Annotated in this window: 19 protein-coding genes; 10 read left to right on the top strand and 9 right to left on the bottom strand. The window is 74.1% G+C overall.

Annotation, left to right across the window (positions count from 1 at the left end; genetic code table 11):
• Window positions 1-48: 48 nt before the first annotated feature.
• Window positions 49-174 carry a hypothetical protein gene (locus ACZ4WV_RS15790; RefSeq protein WP_465746873.1) on the top strand — a complete coding sequence of 42 codons (126 nt, stop codon included), beginning with the start codon at window positions 49-51 and terminating at the stop codon, window positions 172-174.
• Between the two features lie 14 nt (window positions 175-188).
• On the opposite strand, the gene ACZ4WV_RS15785 is transcribed toward ACZ4WV_RS15790, so the two are convergent.
• The 3 genes from ACZ4WV_RS15785 to ACZ4WV_RS15775 all read right to left on the bottom strand — a co-directional run bounded on the left by ACZ4WV_RS15785 (window position 189) and on the right by ACZ4WV_RS15775 (window position 2789).
• Window positions 189-923, bottom strand: a complete 735-nt coding sequence (locus tag ACZ4WV_RS15785) for a hypothetical protein (protein ID WP_465746871.1) — start codon at window positions 921-923, stop codon at window positions 189-191.
• 303 nt (window positions 924-1226) lie between these two features.
• A complete protein-coding gene (locus ACZ4WV_RS15780; RefSeq protein WP_465746869.1) occupies window positions 1227-2183 on the bottom strand; it encodes an SDR family oxidoreductase in 957 nt (318 codons plus the stop codon).
• 186 nt (window positions 2184-2369) lie between these two features.
• On the bottom strand, window positions 2370-2789 hold the full coding sequence (locus ACZ4WV_RS15775; RefSeq protein ID WP_465746867.1) for a DUF5997 family protein: 420 nt from the start codon (window positions 2787-2789) through the stop codon (window positions 2370-2372).
• Between the two features lie 58 nt (window positions 2790-2847).
• Between ACZ4WV_RS15775 and ACZ4WV_RS15770 the strand changes: the two genes are divergently transcribed.
• A complete protein-coding gene (locus ACZ4WV_RS15770; RefSeq protein ID WP_465746865.1) occupies window positions 2848-3699 on the top strand; it encodes a LysR family substrate-binding domain-containing protein in 852 nt (283 codons plus the stop codon).
• Window positions 3700-3758: 59 nt separating this feature from the next.
• Complete coding sequence (locus tag ACZ4WV_RS15765; protein ID WP_465746863.1) at window positions 3759-4340, top strand: DUF421 domain-containing protein; 582 nt, start codon at window positions 3759-3761, stop codon at window positions 4338-4340.
• Between the two features lie 84 nt (window positions 4341-4424).
• On the opposite strand, the gene ACZ4WV_RS15760 is transcribed toward ACZ4WV_RS15765, so the two are convergent.
• Complete coding sequence (locus ACZ4WV_RS15760) at window positions 4425-5147, bottom strand: rhomboid-like protein (protein ID WP_465746861.1); 723 nt, start codon at window positions 5145-5147, stop codon at window positions 4425-4427.
• Between the two features lie 149 nt (window positions 5148-5296).
• Entirely contained in the window at window positions 5297-6670 is a 1374-nt protein-coding gene (locus ACZ4WV_RS15755) for a cytochrome P450 (protein ID WP_465746859.1), read from the bottom strand.
• A gap of 287 nt (window positions 6671-6957) precedes the next feature.
• Between ACZ4WV_RS15755 and ACZ4WV_RS15750 the strand changes: the two genes are divergently transcribed.
• The gene (locus ACZ4WV_RS15750) at window positions 6958-8361 is read left to right on the top strand and encodes an amidase (RefSeq protein WP_465746857.1); all 1404 of its coding nucleotides are present in this window, start codon (window positions 6958-6960) and stop codon (window positions 8359-8361) included.
• A 102-nt stretch (window positions 8362-8463) separates the two neighbouring features.
• Here the strand turns inward: ACZ4WV_RS15750 and ACZ4WV_RS15745 are convergent, their stop codons facing one another.
• Window positions 8464-10407 (bottom strand): FUSC family protein, encoded by a 1944-nt coding sequence (locus ACZ4WV_RS15745; protein WP_465746855.1) that lies wholly within the window; start codon window positions 10405-10407, stop codon window positions 8464-8466.
• 431 nt (window positions 10408-10838) lie between these two features.
• Here ACZ4WV_RS15745 and ACZ4WV_RS15740 point away from each other — a divergent pair, with 431 nt between their 5' ends.
• From ACZ4WV_RS15740 to ACZ4WV_RS15715, 6 genes are all read left to right on the top strand, one after another.
• A complete protein-coding gene (locus ACZ4WV_RS15740) occupies window positions 10839-11975 on the top strand; it encodes a phytanoyl-CoA dioxygenase family protein (RefSeq protein WP_465746853.1) in 1137 nt (378 codons plus the stop codon).
• A complete protein-coding gene (locus tag ACZ4WV_RS15735) occupies window positions 11957-13270 on the top strand; it encodes a DUF6271 family protein (protein ID WP_465746851.1) in 1314 nt (437 codons plus the stop codon). The genes ACZ4WV_RS15740 and ACZ4WV_RS15735 overlap by 19 nt, the downstream gene beginning before the upstream one ends.
• Before the next feature lie 154 nt (window positions 13271-13424).
• Window positions 13425-14672, top strand: coding sequence for a type III PLP-dependent enzyme (locus ACZ4WV_RS15730; protein WP_465746959.1), 1248 nt, complete (start codon window positions 13425-13427; stop codon window positions 14670-14672).
• A complete protein-coding gene (locus ACZ4WV_RS15725; RefSeq protein WP_465746849.1) occupies window positions 14669-15286 on the top strand; it encodes a GNAT family N-acetyltransferase in 618 nt (205 codons plus the stop codon). The genes ACZ4WV_RS15730 and ACZ4WV_RS15725 overlap by 4 nt, the downstream gene beginning before the upstream one ends.
• A gap of 5 nt (window positions 15287-15291) precedes the next feature.
• The gene (locus ACZ4WV_RS15720) at window positions 15292-16527 is read left to right on the top strand and encodes an MFS transporter (RefSeq protein ID WP_465746847.1); all 1236 of its coding nucleotides are present in this window, start codon (window positions 15292-15294) and stop codon (window positions 16525-16527) included.
• A 259-nt stretch (window positions 16528-16786) separates the two neighbouring features.
• Window positions 16787-17527, top strand: a complete 741-nt coding sequence (locus ACZ4WV_RS15715; RefSeq protein WP_465746845.1) for a PIG-L deacetylase family protein — start codon at window positions 16787-16789, stop codon at window positions 17525-17527.
• A 1-nt stretch (window position 17528) separates the two neighbouring features.
• Here ACZ4WV_RS15715 and ACZ4WV_RS15710 read toward each other — a convergent pair whose 3' ends face one another.
• The 3 genes from ACZ4WV_RS15710 to ACZ4WV_RS15700 form a co-directional block, all read right to left on the bottom strand.
• Window positions 17529-18281: a DedA family protein gene (locus ACZ4WV_RS15710; protein ID WP_465746843.1), complete on the bottom strand. Its 753-nt coding sequence runs from the start codon at window positions 18279-18281 to the stop codon at window positions 17529-17531.
• A gap of 29 nt (window positions 18282-18310) precedes the next feature.
• The gene (locus ACZ4WV_RS15705; RefSeq protein ID WP_465746841.1) at window positions 18311-18505 is read right to left on the bottom strand and encodes a DUF1918 domain-containing protein; all 195 of its coding nucleotides are present in this window, start codon (window positions 18503-18505) and stop codon (window positions 18311-18313) included.
• 123 nt (window positions 18506-18628) lie between these two features.
• Window positions 18629-19297 (bottom strand): TetR/AcrR family transcriptional regulator, encoded by a 669-nt coding sequence (locus tag ACZ4WV_RS15700; protein ID WP_465746839.1) that lies wholly within the window; start codon window positions 19295-19297, stop codon window positions 18629-18631.
• Between the last annotated feature and the right edge of the window lie 330 nt (window positions 19298-19627).

Below are 19627 nucleotides of genomic sequence, written 5' to 3'. Positions count from 1 at the left end.
GGGGCCGGCGGGGTCGACCTGCGGACCGGCCGCCCGGCGCCGGTGGAGGTGGGCCAGGCGGTCGAGCGGATGCTCGGGGAGGGCCGGTTCCGTGAGCGGGCCCGGGCGTTGGCCGCCGAGTTCGCCCGGTACCGGCCGTTCGACGCGATCGCCGAGGCGGTGGAGTCGCTGTAGCGGGTGACGGACGGTCAGTCGCCGTCCGCGTCCGCCTCCGGGGTGGGCGCGCCGGCGGGCTTGAGGCCCACCTTGACCTCGGCCGTGGTCCAGTCGGCGGCGATCGCGGCCTGGGCCGCGGCCAGGGTGACCTGACCCTTGCAGATCGCGGTGTGCAGGTGGGTCTCCACCGAGTCCTTGGGGTTGTTCGGGCCCTTGCCCGGGACGTGGCCGGGGGAGGGCGGCTGGATCCACAGGTTGCGCGGGTCGTTGGGGTCGCCGCCGAGTTGCAGGCTGATCAGGTGGTCGTACTCGGCGTCGCCCATCGGACCGGTGTAGCCGTAGGACCTGGCGTTCTCGGCCTTCTCCTTGCCGGTGACGTTCGACGGCGGACGGATGGCCGAGGTGTAGCCGCCCGGCTTGCAGATGGTGTCATTGAGGTTGCCCTGGTTGACCGCCGGGCTGATCGCGCCCGGGGTGCAGTTGGGGTCGGGCAGGGGCTGCTGGTCCGCCGTGTAGTGGAAGTGGCAGCTGCCCGCCGCGGGCTGCGGCTGCGCGGTGTAGGAGCTCTTGGGGCCTGGCCCGGCGACGATGGCGGCCGGGGCGGGCTGGGCGGCGTCGCCGGCGGCCGCCGGGGTGGTGCTGTGGGCGCCGCCCTTGCCGTGGGCGCTGTCCTTGGCGGTGTGGCCGCCACCGGACGAGCAGCCTGCGGCTGCGGCGAGCAGGACGGCCGCGGCTATGGCGAGAGCGCCTCGGGCGGGAGCCGGCACGGAGTTCCTCCAGGTCGTCGGGGGTGGGCGCGGCCGGCCGGCGATGGTGCCGGAGGCCGCGCCAGCGGACCTTACCGTGTCGAGGAGGCCGAAGGGGTGACGCCCCGTCCGGGCGCGGGAGGACTGGCGCGGGCGCGCGGAATCGTTTCCGCGTCCTTGACGCGCGCGGCGGGAAACTCCCCGCCCCGCCCGACCGGGCGCGAGCGGTCGGACTCGGGGACGGCGCGGTCAATGTGCGGCGGCGGGGGAGACGTTCCGTCCGCTCGCGGTGAACGCGCCGACGCCAAAAGGCGATTCAGGTGCTCAGCGGTACGACTCCGGCGCGGCCGGCTTGCCCGCGTCCTGCACCTCCACCAGGTAGCGCCAGCAGTCCGGGCGGCTGCCGTCCCGGTCCGTGAAGCCGTACACCCGGGCCAGCTCCCCGCTGGAGACGGACCGGCCGTTCCAGCGGGCCACCTCGGGGTCGGCGGCCAGCGCCGCGACCGCCCGGCCGACGTAGTACGGGCTCTCCGAGATACCGAAGTGCGGCTCCCCGGCCAGCGCGTCGCGCCAGTTCTCCTCGGTCACGCCGAAGTGGTCCAGCATGATCTCGGAGCGCATCCAGCCGGGGGTGAGCGCCACTGCGGTGGCGCCGCGCGGGCCGAGCTCGTGGCCGAGCGAGAAGGCCATCCGCAGGACGGAGGACTTGGCCAGGTCGTAGAAGAAGGAGTTGCGGTAGGTGGTGCGGTTGTACTCCTCCGTACCGTCCGTCATCTCCACCAGCAGGCCGCCCGGGTGCTTCAGCAGCAGCGGCAGGGCGTAGTGGCTGGTGATCGCGTGGGTCTCCACCGCGAGGCGCAGCAGCCGCAGACCGTCGTCCAGGCTGTGCTCCCAGAGCGGGGTGTTCCAGCCGAACAGCTTCTCGCCGCCCCAGATGTCGTTCACCAGGACGTCCAGTCGGCCCTGCTCGGCCTCGATCCGCTCCACCAGGGCGGCCACCTGGGCCGGGACCAGGTGGTCCGCCGGCACCGCGATGCCGCGGCCGCCCGCCGCGGTGACCAGCTCGGCGGTGTCCTCGATCGTCTCCGGCCGGTCGTACTCCGAGCGCTGCTGCCGCGTGGTGCGACCGGTCACGTAGACCGTCGCGCCCGCCGCGCCGAGCTCCACCGCGATGCCCCGGCCGGCGCCCCTGGTCGCCCCCGCGACCAGGGCGATCCGGCCGTTCAACGCCCCCGTCGGCGCGCCTGCCCCTGCCCCTGCCCCTGCCCGTGCCCCTGCCATCCGCCCGTCCTCCGTCCGGCTGTGCTCATGGCTGTGCCGGCGCCCGTCCGTGGACGAACGCCGGCACCATCGAAGCGCAGGGGTCTGACAACCGGCGCCGAGCCCGCGAACCGGCAGGTCAGCACGGGAGGTCGGTCAGCGGGGCAGTCGGTCAGCGGGTCGGCCCGCTGGTCGTGGGGCGGCGGGTCAGCGGCCCTGGGACTCCTTGGCGGCCTTCTCGGCGGCCTCCTTCTCGTGCTTCGCCTTGATCCGGGCGGACTCCTTGCGGACGTCCACCTGGTTGGCGCGCTCGTGCTGGAGCCAGAGCGGGTTCTCGGCCTTGATCGCCTCGATCTGCTCGGTGGTGAGCGCCTCCGTCACACCGCCGCGGGCCAGGCCGGAGATCGAGATGCCCAGCTTGGCGGCGATCACCGGGCGGGGGTGCGGGCCGTTCTTGCGCAGCTCCTGGAGCCACTGCGGCGGCTCGGCCTGCAGCGCGTTCAGCTCCTCGCGGGAGACCACGCCCTCCTGGAAGTCGGTCGGCGCCGCGGCGAGGTGGATCCCCAGCTTCTTGGCCGCCGTGGCCGGCTTCATGGTCTGGCTGGTCTTCTGCTTGAGCGATGTCATGAGGACAAGGGTAAGGGAGCGGGCGGGCGCCTCCGGTCACGGTCGGTAGCCTTGCCCTGTGACAGACATGCAGGTGAACCCGCCCTTCCGGCTCGCGTACGTCCCGGGCGTGACCCCCGGCAAATGGGCCCGGGTCTGGGTCGAGCGGCTCCCGGACGTCCCGCTCGACCTCGTCGCGGTCCCCTCCGAGGACGGCGAGCGGACCGTACGGGAGGGCTCGGTGGACGCCGGGCTGATCCGCCTGCCGGTCGACAAGGACCTGCTCAGCGCGATCCCGCTGTACACCGAGACCACCGTCGTGGTCTTCCCCAAGGACCACTGGCTCGCCGCCGCCGAGGAGGTCACCCTCGACGACCTTGCCGACGATGTGGTCTTCCACCCGCTCGACGACACCCTCGGCTGGGCCGCCGATGCCCTGCCGGGCCGCCCGGCCATCGAGCGCCCGGCGACCACGGCGGACGCCGTCGAGCTGGTCGCGGCCAACGTGGGCGTGCTGCTCGTCCCCCAGTCGCTGGCCCGGCTGCACCACCGGCGGGACCTCACCTTCCGGCCGGTGGTGGAGGCGCCGCAGTCGCAGGTCGCGCTGTCCTGGCTGCAGGAGCGGACGACGGACCTGGTGGAGGAGTTCATCGGGATCGTCCGCGGCCGCACGGTCAACAGCTCGCGCGGGCGGGGGGCCGGGCAGGCCGTGGGCGACGCCGCGGCCGCTCCGGCGAAGAAGGCGGCGCCGCAGCGCAAGCCGCAGCAGCAGAAGGCGGGCGCCGGGCAGCAGCGGGCCGGCCAGAAGGCGGGCGGGCAGAAGGCGGGTGGCCAGAAGGCCGGTGGGCAGAAGCCCGGTGCCCCGAAGGGCGGGGCCCGGGGCGGGGCGGCGGCCGCCGCCAGGCGCGGCAAGCCGAAGCGGCGGGGTTAGCAGCCGCGTGGCGTAGCGTCGGCCCCGTTCCGGACTGTCGTGGTGGGAGGAGCGGGGCCGTGTGGCATGACCTGGTGGTCGTCCAGATTCCGATCGGGGAGAAGATCCTCCGAACGGTCGCCGTCTACGTACTGATCCTGATCCTGTTCCGGCTCGCCGGGAAGCGCGGGCTGGCGGGGCTGAACACCTTCGACATGGTGGTCGTGTTCCTGCTGTCCAACGTGGTGCAGAACGCGATCATCGGCAACGACAACAGCCTTCTCGGGGGCGCCGTCGGCGCCGTCACCCTGGTCGCCGTCAACTCCGGCGTGACCCGCTGGCTGGCCCGGGACCCGCGCGCCGCCCGCCTCCTGGAGGGCGGCGCCACCACGGTGGTACGCGACGGTGCGCTCGTGCCCGGCGCGTTGCACGACCTGGCGCTGCGCCCGTCCGAGCTGGAGCACGCGATCCGGATCCAGAACGGTGATGACGTGAGCGACGTGGCCCGTGCCCGGCTGGAGCCGGACGGGCAGTTGCTGGTCACCCTCCGGGCGGCCGAGCGGAGCGCCACCAAGGCCGATGTCGACGAGCTGCGGGAGCGGCTGGCGGCGATCGAGCGGCTGCTGACGAACCTGTCCGCCGACGGCCGTCCGCCCCGCTGAGCCCTTCGCGGGCGGCCGCCGGTGATCAGCGACTCCGCGGGCGGCCGCCGGTGATCAGCGACTCCGCGGGCGGCCGCCGGCGACTCAGCCCTTCGCGCGCACCGCTGCCGGTGTGCCGGTGCGGTCGCGTGCGCCGGCCGCCGTGACGCCGGCGACGACGAAGCCGAGGGCGGCGGCGAGGAGGTGGCCGACGGTGGTGAACTCCGGTAGTGGGCCGCTCCAGTCGCCGTCCCCGGCGAGCGGCCAGGCGAGGACGAAGGCGGCCCAGGGCAGTCGGGCCCAGCGCGGCAGCGCGAGCACCACGAAGGCGAGGGCGGCCTGGGCGCCGTAGCTGATGCCGTAGTCCGGGGCCTCCCGGACGCTCTGGGGGTACCAGTCCTGCTGGAGGGCGAGCAGGATGACGAGGGCGGTGAGCAGCGTGGCGCCGATGTGCCCGGCGACGAACACCGCGGCGGCGCGCAGTGTCCCGTGGCGGCGTTCGGCCCAGGCCAGGCTGACGACGATGCCGAGGCCGAGGGTGATCAGGGTGCCGCCGAACCCGGTGGAGGTGACGTCCGTCAGGGTGCCGTCGTAGAGCAGCGCGCTGCCGAGGAGGGCGCGGACCGGGTGGTCGTGGAGGTTGTCCAGGTTGGTGCTGATGTAGTCCCGCAGGTCGTCGGCCCGCGCGGCGGACAGGCCGTACTGGACCCAGGCGTGGCCGAGCAGGAGCAGGCCGACGTAGCCGGAGGTCAGCGGCGAGCGGCGCGGATACGTGCGGACGGCGCGCAGCAGCCCGGTCAGGAGCCCCAAGAGGGGTCGTGCGTTCATGGTCTGATGGTGTCCCGGTCGAACGGCAGGTCCGGCCGACGCGTCTGCGGCCGGCCCCGCGGGGACAGTACCGAACGTCGGCCACCGCTCGCCCGGCGCGCCCCCTCACCTCGCCCGGAGGCACCCCCGCCCCGGCCGCGGGGCGCCCCTCACCTCGCCCGGCGGGTCAGCCGCGCGGTGAACGGCCGGGGGCAGAGCGAGGAGCTGCGGGCGGGGCGGGCGGGGCGGCCCGGGGTGGGGGTGACGGTCCAGTGCGCGGCGATGGTGGCGATGGCGAGGGCGGCCTCGGTGGTGCCGAAGGCCTCGCCGATGCAGCGGCGGACGCCGAGGCCGAAGGGCACGTAGGTGCCCGGGGCGGGGTGGGCGGTGGTGAGCCAGCGGTCGGGGTCGAAGCGGTCCGGGCACGGGAAGAGGTCGGCCCGGCGGTGCAGCAGGTAGGGGCTGACCAGGACGGTGGCGCCGGCCGGGATGCGGTGGCCGCCGAGTTCGGCGTCGGCGGCGACGGTGCGGCTGAGCACCCACGGCGGCGGGTAGAGCCGCAGGGTCTCGCTGACGATCCGGGCGGTGAGCGGCAGCGCGGGCAGGTCCTCGTACCGGGCGGGGCGCCCGTCGAGGACGGTGTCGAGTTCCGCGTGCAGGCGGTCGCGGACGGCCGGGTTGGCGGCGAGCAGTCTCCAGGCCCAGGACAGGGTGGCGGCGGTGGTCTCCGTGCCGCTGAGCAGGAAGGTGACCAGCTGGTCGTGGATCTCGGCGTCGGACAGGCCCTGGCCGTGCTCGTCGCGGGCGCCGAGCAGGGCGGAGAGCAGGTCGTTGCGGTCGGTGCCGGTGGTGCGGTAGTCGGCGATCAGCCGCCGGGTGATCTTCCGTAGGTCCTGTTCGGCGCGGTGGAGGCGGCGGTTGCCCGGGGTGGGGATGCGGTGGGCGCCCGGGAACGGGACCGGGAACGGTGGTGGGGGCAGGAACGGGATCCGGCGGGCGGCGCTCCGGGCGACCGTGGCCACGGTCTCGTGCACGCGCGGCCAGTCGGCCCGCTCGTGGGCGGCGAACAGGCAGCGGGCGGTGACGGCGGTGGTGAGGCGGTGCATCGCGGCGGGCACGTCGACCACGTCACCGTCGCGCCAGGGGGCGGTGGCGCCGGCGATCTCGGTCGCCATCATGGCGGCGTACCCGGGCAGCCGGTCGCGGTGGAACGCGGGCCGCAGCAGCCGGCGTTGGCGTCGGTGGTCGGCGGCGGGACAGCCGGCGAGACCGGTGCCGGAGGACTGGCGGGCCGTGTCGAGGAGGACGCCGCCCTTGTCGAAGGTACGGTCGTCGGCGAGTAGTCGGCGCACCAGGTCGGGGTGGCAGGCGACGTAGGGGTCGAGCGAGCCGAGCCGGAGTCTGACCAGGTCGCCATGGGCGGCCAGGCCGGCCAGGAAGGCGAAGGGGCGCCGGAGGAGGGCGGGCGCGTGGCCGAGCAGCGGCAGGGCGCCGGGAGCGGTGGTCGAGGTGTAACGGGTGGTCGGGTGGTACTGGGTGGTCAAGGGCGTCACCTCGGGAGGGGGATGGCCGGATCGGCGGGCGATGTGGATCTTTCCCGGGGCCCGACGACCAAACGGTTCGTGACCGGCGGGTGGGGTGAACGCGGGGGCGCATGCCGAACGCCCGTGCGCCGTCTGCGGCTTGACCGACGGCCGGACGGTCGTGGACGGAAGGGCGCCGGCGTGGGGGTACCGGGCGGTGGCGCCGCGTGCCTAGACTGCGAAGCTCCTGCGAGACTACCGGTCAGTACTACCGGGCAGTACGGCCCGGCGGGGAATGGGGAGTTGGGATGACCGACGAGCGGGCCCACGCGTTCACCGACGACGCCCTCGGCGCGCACGACGCGGTGGCGCTGGCCGCCCTGGTGCGGGCCGGCGAGGTCAACCCCCGCGAGCTGGTCGCCGCGGCCGCCGCCCGCGCCGGGCGGATCGACGGCACGCTGCTGCCCGTCGCCCACGCCTCCTACGAGCGGCCGCGAATCAGTCGGAAGGGCCTCGACGGCCCGCTCTGGGGCGTGCCGACCTACCTCAAGGACAACGTGGATCTGCGCGGCCTGCCGACCGCCATGGGCAGCGAGGCCTTCCGGGCCCGCCCTGCCCGGCGCAACGCGCCCTTCACCGACCAGTTGCTGGCCACCGGCCTGGCCGTGCTCGGCAAGACCAGGCTGCCCGAGTTCGGCCTCAACGCCTCCACCGAGTTCGCCACCGCCCAGCCGGTGCGCAACCCCTGGAAGCCCTCGCACTCGGCGGGCGCCTCCTCGGGCGGCTCGGCGGCGCTGGTGGCCGCCGGGGTGGTGCCGATCGCCCACGCCAACGACGGCGGCGGGTCGATCCGCATCCCGGCGGCCTGCTGCGGGCTGGTCGGGCTCAAGCCCACCCGCGGCCGGCTGGTCACCAACGCCCAGGGCGGCAAGCTGCCGATCGACCTGGTCACCGACGGGGTGGTGACCCGCTCGGTGCGTGACACCGCCGCCTTCTTCGCCGCCGCCGAACGCCACCGCCACAACCCGAAGCTGCCCCCGCTCGGCCTGGTCGAGGGCCCCGGCGGGCGCCGACTGCGGATCGGGCTGGTGGTCGACTCGCAGATCGCCGAGACCGACGAGCCGACCCGTCGGGTGGTCGAGGAGACGGCGGCCCGGCTGGAGGCGATGGGCCACCGGGTCGAGCCCACCACCCTGCCCTTCGGCGAGGAGTTCTCCCGCGACTTCCTCTCGTACTGGGGCTACATCGCCTGGGTGATCGCCGTCACCGGCCGGCTGCTGCTCGACCCGAGCTTCCGCAGCGGGCGCCTGGACGGCCTGACCACCGGGCTGCGCCGCCGCTTCCAGGCCGAGTTCCCGCGCACCCCGGGCGTGCTGCGGCGGCTGCGCCGGGCCGAGGCGGTGTACGCGGGGATTTTCCGGCACCACGACGCGATCCTCTCCCCGGTGCTCGCCCACACCGTCCCGCCGATCGGCCACCTGAGCCCGAACGTGGCCTTCGACGAGCTGGTCGAGCGGCTGCTGCGCTACGTCGCCTTCACCCCGGTCAACAACGTGACCGGCGGCCCCGGCATCGCCCTGCCCGCCGGGGCGGCGCCGAGCGGTCTGCCGATCGGGGTGCACCTGTCGGCCGCGCACGGGCAGGAGCGGCTGCTGCTGGAGCTGGCCTTCGCGCTGGAGGCGGACCGGCCCTGGCGGCGCATCCAGGACTGACGGGACGGGCCCGCGCGGGGCCGTCGTCCACCCGGGCCGCCGTCACCCGGGCGCTGCTCATCCGGCCACCACTCACCGGGCCATCCCGCACAGGATCGCCTCTCACTGGGCCGCCACCGAGCGGGCCGCGTGCACCTCGTGGTGCAACCGGGCCAGCGCGCCGTCCGGCGCCGGTGCGTCCGCTGCGTCCTGTTCGGCCGCCGGCAGCGGGGCGCCGGTGCGCAGCGCGTCGGCGAGGTCGGTGAGCTGCCGGGTGACGGCGCGGACCTCGGCCGGAGTCGGCACGGGTGCGCCGTGCTCGACCCGCACCCGGGTCGCGGTCGTGGTGTCCACGATCCGCTCCACCGCGATCACCAGCGGCCACCAGGCCTCCGCCCGGGTGCCGACCGGCGGCGGCTCGGTGAGGGCGCGCTGGAACTCGCTGCGCACGGCGGACAGGTCCCGGTAGAGCCGCCGCCGGTACCGGGCCCGGCCCGGTTCGTCGCGGCCGGGCCCGGTGGTGAAGGCGAGGGACACGTAGGAGGCGGTGTCCTGGACGGCGTCGGCCAGCCGCTCGCCGATCCGGGTGTGCCAGGACTCCGGCCACAACAGGTAGCCGACCAGCAGCGCGATGCCGCACCCGACGAGGGAGTCGTAGAGCCGGGGCAGCACCAGGTGGAAGCCCTGGTGGTTGAGCAGGTCGGAGAGCAGCAGGATCACCGGGGTGATCGCCGCGGTCTGGAAGGCGTACCCCTTGACCGACAGCGCCGGGATCAGCGTGGCCAACGCGGCCATCACCGGCACGTCCCACCAGCCGCGCGGGACCTCGGCCAGCACCGGCACGGCGATCAGCAGCCCGGCGGCCGTGCCGAGCGCGCGCAGCACCGCCCGGGAGAACACCGAGCCGAAGTCCGGCTTCATCACGAAGGTCACGGTCAGCGTCACCCAGTACGAGCGGGGCACCGCGATCACCGAGACCAGCACCTGGGCCAGCCCGATGCACAGCGCCAGCCGCAGCCCGTACCGCCAGGACCCGCCGGACAGCAGCAGCGACCGGGCCGCCCGACGGGCCCGGACCTGCAGGCCGGCGGGCCGGCCGAGCCGGTCGCCGGCGGCGTACGGGTCCGGCGCGGCCTCGTGCACCACGGCGGCGGCGTGCCGGATGGCCTCGGCGAGCGCGCGTGTGGACGGGCCGCGCGGCTCGGGCAGGTCGGGCGGCGGCGCGGGGCCGGTGTGGCCCTGTTCGACGGCCGCGGCCAGCGTGCGGACGGCCGCCGGGTAGTCGGGCGCCGGCGGGCCGGACCCGGGCGGGCGCAACTGCACCGCCGCGACGGCCTCGACCACCGGGACCAGCGCGTTGAGCTGGGCCAGCAGCCGGACCAGGGTAGGTGAGCGGCCGTGCCGGCGGGCGCGACGGGCCAGCAGCAGGTCGTAGGAGTGGTTGAGAGACTGGGTGAGCTCGTGCCGCATGGCGTCGTACGCCGGTGATCCGGTGGCCTCCAGCAGCGCGGCGACCGCGCGGTAGGTGTCGGCGACGACCCCGCGCTCGGGCGTGCCGCCGCGCAGCGGCCAGGCCAGCAGGCTGAGGGCGAGCACCAGCAGGCCGCCGAGCAGCAGCAGGGCGGGCGGCAGCCACCACGGGGAGGGTAGCGGCAGGCCGGCTCCGACCACGGCGTTGAGCAGCAGGAGCAGTCCGGAGACGGAGGCGACCGCGCCGATCGAGGAGATCATGCCGGAGAGCAGCGCGATGCCGGTCAGCGCCGCGACGGCCGTCCAGCCGGTGCCGTACACCTGGGTGCCGAGCAGGACCCCGAGGGCGCCGAACAGTTGCGGCACGGCGATGTTGTAGACCCGCATCCGATAGGCGTCGGCGGTGTCCCCGATGACGCCGGACAGCGCGCCCATCGACACCAGCGCGCCGTAGCCGGGCCGTCCGGTGGCGGTGCCCACGGCGAGCGGGGCGGCGAGGGCGACCGAGGCGCGGACGACGGCGGCCCGGGGGACCGGCGCGTCCCGGGGCCGCAGGCCCTCGGTCAGCCAACTGGGCGGCCTCAGCGCGCGTGCCATACGCCCAACGTACGGCGGCCCGGTTCGGTTCACCGTTTCGCGGTCATGGCAATGTCGGAAACAATGACCGTTCTTATGTCCGCCCGCGAAACGTAAAGGGATCTCCGAGAGGCGCCGTGAGCTGCGCCGATTTCCCCGCCGGTAACCCCTGGAAAGGGTTGACACCATTAGTTGGTCTAGTCCAACGTATGGGGAGCGCGGTTCGACAGGTGCTGATGCGCGGTGAGTGGCCTTGTCGGACCGGTGAGTTGGCCTCCTGGCGCGGCGCTGTTCCGCGCTCGCGGGCCGAGGCGAGAAGGGGCGTGTGCGGACGGGCATCCGATCCGCGGGCCCGGTTCCCCATCCGGCCGATGACCGGCCGTCGGCTCGCCGTGCCCGTGCCGGGCGCCCCAGGAAGCGCCGCATCGACTACGAACATGGAGTGACCGCCCATGCCGAGCCCTGACGAACGCCCTGACGAACGCCTTGACGAACGCGCTGACGTACGCGCTGACGAGCGCCCTGACCCGGCCGCCAGTGCATACCTGTACCGGGCCGCCTCGCGGCGCCCCTACTTCAGCGCCGACACCGAGAGCTACCTCGCCCGCACCGCGCTGCGCGAGCTGCGCAAGGAGCGCCCGCTGCGGGTGCTCTCCGAGGAGGACTTCGCGCACTGGCAGACCTACGGCTACGTCGTGGTGAAGCAGGCGATCCCGGCCGAGGCCGCCCGGCGCCTGCTCGACTTCACCTGGGACTTCCAGGGCCTGTCGCCCGACCGCCCCGAGGAGTGGTACCGCGAGCGCGAGTACCGCGACGAGCTGGACCGGCACCTGCACATCTACGGCTTCGTCGAGGCCTACCACCACCAACTCCTCTGGGACAGCCGCCAGTCCCAGCGCGTCTACGACGCCTTCGTGGACGTGTGGGACTGCGAGGAGCTGTGGGTCACCCTCGACCGGCTCAACCTCAACCCGCCGAACGTCCGCAACCGCGACCGCGCGCTCATCGAACCCACCGACAAGGGCTTCGACATCGAACTGCACTGGGACGTCGACACCACCCAGGGCATGCTGCCGCAGCGCGTCCAGGGCATCATCGCGCTCAACGACACCGCACCCGACCACGGCGGCTTCCAGTGCAACCCGGAGCTGTTCCGCCGCTTCAACGAGTGGCAGGCCGCCCAGCCCGCCGACCGCGACCCGATCCGCCCGGCCGTCGACCCCGACGAGTTCCCGGTGGTCCGGCCCGAGTTGAAGGCCGGCGACCTGCTGATCTGGAACGGCCTGCTGGCCCACGGCGTCGCCCGCAACACCTCCGCCGACGGCGTGCGCGCCGTGCAGTACCTGTCCATGATGCCCGCCCTGGAGGAGGCCGAGCCGTTGCGCCGCTCCCGGGTCGAGTCCTGGCGCACCCTCAGCACGCCGGACTGGAACCGCACCCTGGTCGGCGACGCCGACAAGCCCGAGGCGCTGCGCTACGGCCCGGCCGAACTGACCGAACTGGGCGAGAAACTGCTCGGCCTGCGGTCCTGGACCGGCGCCACCTTCGAGGAGCCCAGCGGGGAGCGGGAATGCGCGCCGTCTGCCTGACCCTGCCCACCAACCGCGAGTGCGCCGGCACCATCACCGCCGTCGGCGCCGAAGCCGCCCACGCCGCAAGGCGGTTCGGCGTCCTGGTGCACCTGCTGGTCCTGGACTCCGCCCGTCCCGAGGCGCGCCGGCGCCACGCCGACGCCGTCTCCGCCCTGCCGCCGGCCGAGGGCGTGGTCGTCCACCACTTGGACGAGCAGGCCCAACGCGCCTTCCTGCGCGACGTGATCGAGCGCTCCGGCCTCGCCGGACCGGACAAGCTGCTCGACCTGATGCTGCCCGACACCGTCTCCTACGGCGCCTGCACCAACCGCGCGTTCCTGCTCGCCGCCGCGCTCGGCTGCACCTCGGTGCACCGCCGGGACTCCGACAGCCGCTACCAACTGCTGGACGGCGAACCGGTCTTCCCCATCGACCACGAGCTCGCCGTGATCGGGGTGAAGGCCGCCGACGCGGCCGCCGCCGTCACCGAGCACACCCTCGACCCGGCGCACGCCGACAAGCCGGTCGCCCTGGTCGGCGCCTCCTTCATCGGCGAACTCTCCGTCGACCTCGGGGAGATCCGCGACATCGACCCCGAGGTCTACCACGACGTGGTCGCGCTCTGGGCGCCCACCGGCGCCACCGAGGAGCAGAAGCGCGAACTCGTCGCCGAGTCCTTCACCGGGGCCGGCACCGAGCCCTTCACCGCCGACCGCGCCGTCCTCGACCGGCCCGACACCTGGCGGATCGACATGTGCAACATCGCCCTCGACCACGAGGTGTACGAGCGCGTCCCGCTGCCGCCCGCCACCGACACCATCGGCAGCGACTACTTCCTGCACCACCTGGTGCACGACGCCACCCTGCCCGGCGTCACCCACAACCGGCACATCGTCAACTACTACACGCCGGAACGCCGCACCGGCACCGGCTTCACCGCCTACCAGGAGCGCTACGCCAAGTTCCTGCTCTCCATGCTCTACCTCCACCCGGTCTACGCCGACCTGGAGCGGACCGGCGCCGCCCTGCTCGACGAGCACCACCACGTCCGCCCCGAGCCGATCGCCGACTCCGTCCGCCGCAGCGCCGCGACGGACCGCACCGAGAACCACCGGCGGCTCGCCGAACTCGACCGCTGCTACCGCCGACTGGGCGGGAAGTACGCCGAATTCGCCGACCACCTGGCGCCCCGCCGGGCCCGTCTGCTCGACGAGGCGCAGGCGGACATCGAGGACTTCGCGCTGCTGATCGACGCGTGGGGCCCGCTGGTGCGGGCGAGCAAGGCCACCCCCACCGAACGGCTGCCGCACTAGCCGGACCGGGAGTTCATCCGTGACACCTCAGACCACCGACCACCGCTGCCAGGCCGACGGCTGCCGCACCGGCACCCGGCAGGCGGGCCACCGCACCCCCGCCCCACCAGCGGGCCACCGCGCCCTGACCGCCCAGCCGGCCGGCCCCGCCGACATCAAGCCCCGCCGCGACCCGCACGACCAAGCCGCCCTTCTCGCGGCCCTCGCCGCCGCCACCGACGACACCGTCATCTACGACCTGGACGGCATCGGCCGCCAGTACGCCGCGCTACGCGCCGAACTGCCCGGAGTCGCCGTCCGCTTCGCGATGAAGGCCTGCCCCGTGGACGAGGTGCTCGGCCACCTCGCCCGGCTCGGCTCCGGCTTCGACGCGGCCGGCCCGCAGGAGATCACCCAGGCGCTGGGCACCGGGGTCGCCCCCGAACTGATCCACTACGGCAACACCGTCAAATCCGACCGCAACATCGCCGAGGCCTACCGCCTCGGGGTGCGCGACTTCGCCACCGACAGCCTGGAGGACGTCGCCGCCATCGCCGAACACGCCCCAGGATCACGGGTGTTCTGCCGCCTCGCCACCACCGGCGAGGGCGCGCTGTGGGGCCTGAGCCACAAGTTCGGCTGCTCACCCGAGGACGCCCTGCGGGTCCTCGCCGCCGCCCGCACCTCCGGGCTGGTGCCCTCCGGCCTCTCGGTGCATGTCGGCTCCCAGCAGATGACCGCCGAGGCCTGGAGCGCGGCGATCGACTCACTGGCGGACGTGCTGGAGGCGCTCAACCGCCAAGGCATCACCCCCGACCGGATCAACCTCGGCGGCGGGCTGCCCGCCCTCGGCGTGCTGGACCGCCGGGGCCGCCCCCTCGAACCGCCGCTGGACAAGATGTTCGCGGTCATCCGGGAGGGCATGGAGCGGCTGCGCGCCGTCAACGCCGCCCCGCTGGACTTCCTGATCGAGCCCGGCCGCCACCTGGTCGCCGACCACGGCGCGATCCGCGCCCACGTCGCCCGGCTCACCTCCCGCCACCGGCTCGACGGCACCCGCGACGACTGGCTCTACCTCAGCTGCGGCAAGTTCAACGGCCTCTACGAGATGGACCAGTTGCAGTACCGGCTGGAGTTCCCGACCCACCCGGGCGGGCAGACCGTCAACGCGGTGGTGGCCGGCCCGACCTGCGACAGCGACGACGCGTACGCCCAGGACGGCGGCCTGGTGCCGGTCCCGCTCGCGCTCGCCTCCGGTGACCCGGTGTGGATCCACTCCTGCGGCGCGTACGCCACCGCCTACGCCACCCGGGGGTTCAACGGCTTCGCGCCGCTGCCGCACACCTGCGTCGGCGGCGACGCCGAGCGGCCCGGCGGCGCGGCGGAGCGGGTCGGCGGCGAGTCCGAGGGGGCCGGCGCATGACCGACGACACCCGGATCCGGCCGCTCCGCGAGGAGGACTGGCCCGACGTGATCGCGGCCGAAGAGCGCGCCTACGCGGCCAGCGGCCTGTCCGAGGGAGGGCCGGCGCTGCGCTCCCGGCACCGCGCCTCACCCGACACCTGCTTCGTCCTGGAGCACGCCGGCGGTTTCGGCGGCTACCTGCTGGCGCTGCCGTACCCGCTGTTCCACTGCCCGGACCTCAGCCAGGCCGAATCCGGCGGCGGCGGTGCACGGACCGGCAATCTGCACGCCCACGACCTCGTGATCGCCGAACGGGTGCGCGGCCGGGGCCTGGCCCACCGGATGCTGCGGCACCTCGAGGAGACCGGGCGGGCGGCCGGGTACCGCAGCCTCTCGCTGGTCGCCGTGCGCGGCTCGCAGGTGCTGTGGACCCCGCTCGGCTACCGCCCCCGGCCCGAGGTCGGGCTGCCCGCCAGTTACGGCGCCGAGGCGGTCTACATGGCGAAACCGCTCGAGCCCCCTGCCACGGGTGGGCCCGCCGGTGCTGCCGCCGGTGCTGCCACTGCCGCCCGCCCGTCACCGTGTCCCACCGACCCGACCCCCGGGTCCCCACCCAGAGCCGAAGTGGGCTGATGCACATGCCTCCCGTACGCGATGAGTTCCGCCGCTCCCAACTGTCCACCGGCGCCCTGTTCTTCGTCCTCGGGTTCCAGTACGCGACCTGGGTCTCCCGGGTGCCGGCGCTCAAGGCCCGGCTCGACCTGGGCGAGGCCCAGATCGGCCTGCTGCTGATGACCTGCGGGATCGGCGCGGCGGTGTCCTTCCCGCTGGTCGCGGTGCTGATGCGGCGGCTCGGCTCCCGCCTGCTCTCGGTGCTGTCCGCGCTCGCCCTGGGCGCCGTGCTGCTCGCGCTGTCGGTGGTGCCCGACTACCCGGTCACCCTGCTGGTGCTGTTCTGCGACGGCGTCGCGGTCGGCTGTCTGAACGTCGCGATGAACGCCCAGGGCGCCGCGCTGGAGGCCCGCTTCGAGCGGACCACGATGTCCAGGCTGCACGCCACCTTCAGCGCCGGCTCGCTGCTGGCCGCCCTGCTGGCCTCCGGCGTCAACGCCTTCACCGGCACCCTCGCCGTCCACTTCGGCCTGGCGGCGCTGCTGCTGGGCCTGCTGGTCCTCGCCGCCAGGCCGGGGCTGCTGGCCGACGGCCCGAAGGCAGCACCGCAGGAGGCGGCAGCGCAGGAGGTGGCCGGTCAGGAGGAGCCCTCGGGCGCCGGGAGGAAGCGCCGCGGCCTCACCCTGCCCACCGCGGTGACGCTCTGGATGGGCCTGGCGATGGTCTTCGGCACCGTCACCGAGGGCGCCATGAACGACTGGTCCGCGCTCTACCTCAAGGACGTGGTGCACGCCGGCGCGGGACTCGCCCCGATGGGCATCGCCGTGGTCTCGGTGATGATGGTCTGCGCCCGGATCTTCGCCGACGGCTGGCGCACCCGCTTCGGCGACGGCACCATCGTCCGCACCGGCAGCCTGCTGGCCGGCCTCGGACTCGCCGTCGCGCTGCTGGTCGGCGGCACGGCCCCGACCCTGCTCGGCTTCGCCTGCGTCGGCCTGGGCGTCGCCGCCGTCACCCCGTGCGTCTACGTCGCCGCCGCCCGGCAGGGCTCCGACGCGCTCTCCCTGGTCGCCGCCATGGGCACCACCGGCCTGCTCGCCGGCCCCGCCGTCATCGGCTTCATCGCCGGCGCCACCAGCCTGGTCTGGGGCATGGCCGCCGTCGCCGCCTCCGCCGCCGTCGTCTCCCTCTGTGCCACCCGCATCCAGTGGCCCCGGCCCGCCCCCGCGCCGGACCCGCTGCTCGCCCCCGAGGCCGGCTGACACCCTCAGCTCTCGCCCGGTACGCCCGCACCCCCGTCGCGGACGTACCGGGCGAGGTTGCTTCGCGGTGCGTGCGGTCCAAGACGCGAGTGGCAGCGGGTGTCTGATGACGCGTGAGGCGGTGGGGCCTTCTAGAGTCACCTGCGGTACGACGGTAGGACGTATGACCGTGAGCACTGAGCGCACTGAGAGCACTGAGAGCATCGTGAGCACGGTGAGCCGCACGAACCACACGAACCGCACGAGAGGGAAGAAGAGCATGACCGAGCAGGCCCCCGCACCCTTCGAGCACGTCGACGAGGACTGGCAGACCGCGGTCGCGATCGTCGCCCACCCCGACGACATGGAGTACGGCGGCGCCGCGGCCGTGGCCCGCTGGACCTCGCAGGGCAAGAAGGTGATCTACGTGATGGTCACCAGCGGCGAAGCCGGTATCGACTCGATGAGCCCCGAGGAGTGCGGGCCGCTGCGGGAGGCCGAACAGATCGCCTCGGCGCGGGTGGTCGGGGTGGACACCGTGGAGTTCCTCGGCCACCCCGACGGAGTACTGGAGTACGGGCTGCCGCTGCGCCGGGACATCGCCCGGGTGGTGCGCCGGCACCGGCCGGAGATCGTGATCACCAGCAACTTCCGGGAGACCTACGGCGGGGTCTTCCTCAACCAGGCCGACCACATCGCCGTCGGCCGGGCCACCCTGGACGGCGTCCGGGACGCCGGGAACCGCTGGGTGTTCCGCGAACTGCTGGACGAGGGCCACGAGCCGTGGAGCGGGGTGCGGCAGATCTGGGCCGCGGCCTCGCCGGAGGCCCGGCACGCGGTGGACACCACCGAGCACTTCGACCGGGGCGTCGCCTCGCTGGAGGAGCACAAGGCGTACCTGGCGGGGCTGGGCGGGGCGATGGCGAACCCCCGGGAGTTCCTGGAGGGCTTCGGCCGGGGCGCGGGCACCCGGCTGGGAACGCGTTTCGCGGTGCCGTTCGAGGTGTTCCCGCTGAGCTGACTCAGGACGACCCCTCGTCCGTCCCCTCGTCCGAGTCGGCGTCGGCGTCGGGGGCGGCGTCGCGGTCGGCGTCCGCGTCGGGGCCGGACTCGGCTTCCGTGGCCGAGTCGGCCCCGGCGTCCTCGCGGCGCCTGCGCCGGTAGAGCAGCACCTGCCGGAGCAGGAACGCCGCGACCAGCACTCCGAGCCCGATCGCGAACCACAGCTGGTAGCGGATCGCGGTCCGGTACACCGTGCCGATGTTGGCCCCGGCGACGTAGCCGAAGGTGCCCCACACCGCGGTCCACAGCACCGCGCCGATCAGATTGAAGACGGCGAAGCGGCGCCAGGGCATCTCGGTTGTGCCGGCGATGATGCCGTTGTACTGGCGCAGCCCGTCGACGAAGCGGGCGGCCACGACGACCTTGCCGCCGTGCCGGGCGAAGAAGCCGTCCGCGCGTTCCATCCGGGCCGGGGTGAGCAGCACGTAGCGGCCCCAGCGGTGGACGAAGGCGCGCCCGCCGGAGTGGCCGATCAGGTAGCCGAGGCTGTTGCCGAGCGTGGCGGCGACGGCCGCGATCAGCAGCACGGCGGCGAAGTCCAGGTGCCCGGTGCCCGCGTACACCGAGGCGAGGACGAGGATGGTCTGCCCGGGCACCGGGATGCCGCAGTTGTCCAGCAGCACGAGCAGCGCCACCGCGAGGTACCCGTAGTGGTCCAGCAGTGGCGCGAGCCCGGCGAGTGCCCCGGGCAGTGGGGGCGAGGGGGAGGACACCGCTCCTCAACGGGCGGTGGGGAAGTCGGTCAGCGTTCCGCCGGGCGCGGTTCGACGTTGCAGTCGGGGCCGGGGAAGATCAGGCTCTCGTGGCCGTCGCCGAAGCGGACCACGTACGGGGGCTCCCCGTTGGCGCCGCGCACCTCGATGATCTCCCCCTTCTGGTCCACCATGCCCACCGACCTGCTGTGGATGTGGAGCTGGTCGCCTACCGCTGCGTGCATGGTCATGCTCCTCCGGTCGCGGTGGCCGCCTCCGCGGCTGTTCCGCTATCCACTCTGCTGCGGGCGGGGCGGCCTCGCAACGGCGCGGGGCGGACGGGACGCCCCGGGCCGGCGGGACGGAGGTCACAGCGCGGACGGCTGTTGCGCGAGGTAACCCCGCACCAGCCGCTTGCACTCGGCGATCAGCGCCGGATCGCCGTCCGGATCCCCCCGGAACGCCAGCTTGAGCACCGCGTCGGCCGCCTCCAGGGCGACCCGCAGGGTGAGCGTGGTGGCCGACGGGTCGTCGGTGGCGAACAGTTCGCCGCCGAGGGCCTGCAGGCGCAGGGCCACCGCGGTGTTGTTGTCCACGCCCGCGTCCAGCAGGTGCGTCCCGTCCCGGACACCGGAGGGCACCACCGGCCCCGCCAGCCCGAAGTCGACCTGGCCGAAGCCCGGCACCGTGCGCTTCATCGTCACGAACTCCTCCACCGCGAGGTCGGTGAAGCCGGCCGGGCCGACCGGGGCCGACTCGGCCAGCCGGGCGCCCAGACGCTGGAGGTACTGGTCGAGGTTGCGGGTGGCGAGCGCAGCCAGCAGGTCCTCCTTGCCCGCGAAGAACTGGTACAGGGTGCCGATCGGCACCTGGGCGCGCTGGGCGACCTCCTTGGTGGTGAGCGCCGTCGCCCCGACCTCGTCCAGCAGCCCGGCGCACGCGTCGAGGATGCGGCCGTACCGCTCCTGGCTGCGCTGCTGGACCGGCCGGCGGCGGGTCGGTCCGGACGTTTGGGGACTCCGGGTGTCGGCGCTCATGCCGCCACTTTGCCGCATCCGCTGTTCCGACGGCGAATCACCGGGGCGGAAAAGGGCCGGAGTTTCCGGTGGGGGAGGAAGCGAGTGGTGGCCGGAGCCGGACGGCACGGTGGCGGAAAGGTGTCCACGGGCTGGCGATGGTCTTGTCGTGGACGCGATAACCGGTTCATACTCCTGAGGAGCGTGACCTTCCGTGATCGGAGCCTGCCTCTTCGTGGCGACTGTGAAACCCCTTGACCCACTCGCCGCTGCCGCGCGCGCCGACCCGCCCGATCGGGCCCTCCTTCGTCACCTGCACGGCGACCGCCAGGCCCCGGGCATCCCGGGCAA

This window comes from Kitasatospora sp. NPDC029312 (assembly GCF_055569215.1).
This window is presented reverse-complemented; position numbering and strand designations above follow the sequence as displayed.

What these genes read in the sequence shown, in the direction of transcription:
- ACZ4WV_RS15780 (WP_465746869.1), bottom strand. Translation starts at nt 2,183, where the DNA reads ATGGCAGGGGCACGGGCAGGGGCAGGGGCAGGGGCAGGCGCGCCGACG.
- ACZ4WV_RS15775 (WP_465746867.1), bottom strand. Translation starts at nt 2,789, where the DNA reads ATGACATCGCTCAAGCAGAAGACCAGCCAGACCATGAAGCCGGCCACG.
- ACZ4WV_RS15760 (WP_465746861.1), bottom strand. Translation starts at nt 5,147, where the DNA reads ATGAACGCACGACCCCTCTTGGGGCTCCTGACCGGGCTGCTGCGCGCC.
- ACZ4WV_RS15750 (WP_465746857.1), top strand. Translation starts at nt 6,958, where the DNA reads ATGACCGACGAGCGGGCCCACGCGTTCACCGACGACGCCCTCGGCGCG.
- ACZ4WV_RS15745 (WP_465746855.1), bottom strand. Translation starts at nt 10,407, where the DNA reads ATGGCACGCGCGCTGAGGCCGCCCAGTTGGCTGACCGAGGGCCTGCGG.
- ACZ4WV_RS15740 (WP_465746853.1), top strand. Translation starts at nt 10,839, where the DNA reads ATGCCGAGCCCTGACGAACGCCCTGACGAACGCCTTGACGAACGCGCT.
- ACZ4WV_RS15735 (WP_465746851.1), top strand. Translation starts at nt 11,957, where the DNA reads ATGCGCGCCGTCTGCCTGACCCTGCCCACCAACCGCGAGTGCGCCGGC.
- ACZ4WV_RS15725 (WP_465746849.1), top strand. Translation starts at nt 14,669, where the DNA reads ATGACCGACGACACCCGGATCCGGCCGCTCCGCGAGGAGGACTGGCCC.
- ACZ4WV_RS15720 (WP_465746847.1), top strand. Translation starts at nt 15,292, where the DNA reads ATGCCTCCCGTACGCGATGAGTTCCGCCGCTCCCAACTGTCCACCGGC.
- ACZ4WV_RS15715 (WP_465746845.1), top strand. Translation starts at nt 16,787, where the DNA reads ATGACCGAGCAGGCCCCCGCACCCTTCGAGCACGTCGACGAGGACTGG.
- ACZ4WV_RS15705 (WP_465746841.1), bottom strand. Translation starts at nt 18,505, where the DNA reads ATGCACGCAGCGGTAGGCGACCAGCTCCACATCCACAGCAGGTCGGTG.
- ACZ4WV_RS15700 (WP_465746839.1), bottom strand. Translation starts at nt 19,297, where the DNA reads ATGAGCGCCGACACCCGGAGTCCCCAAACGTCCGGACCGACCCGCCGC.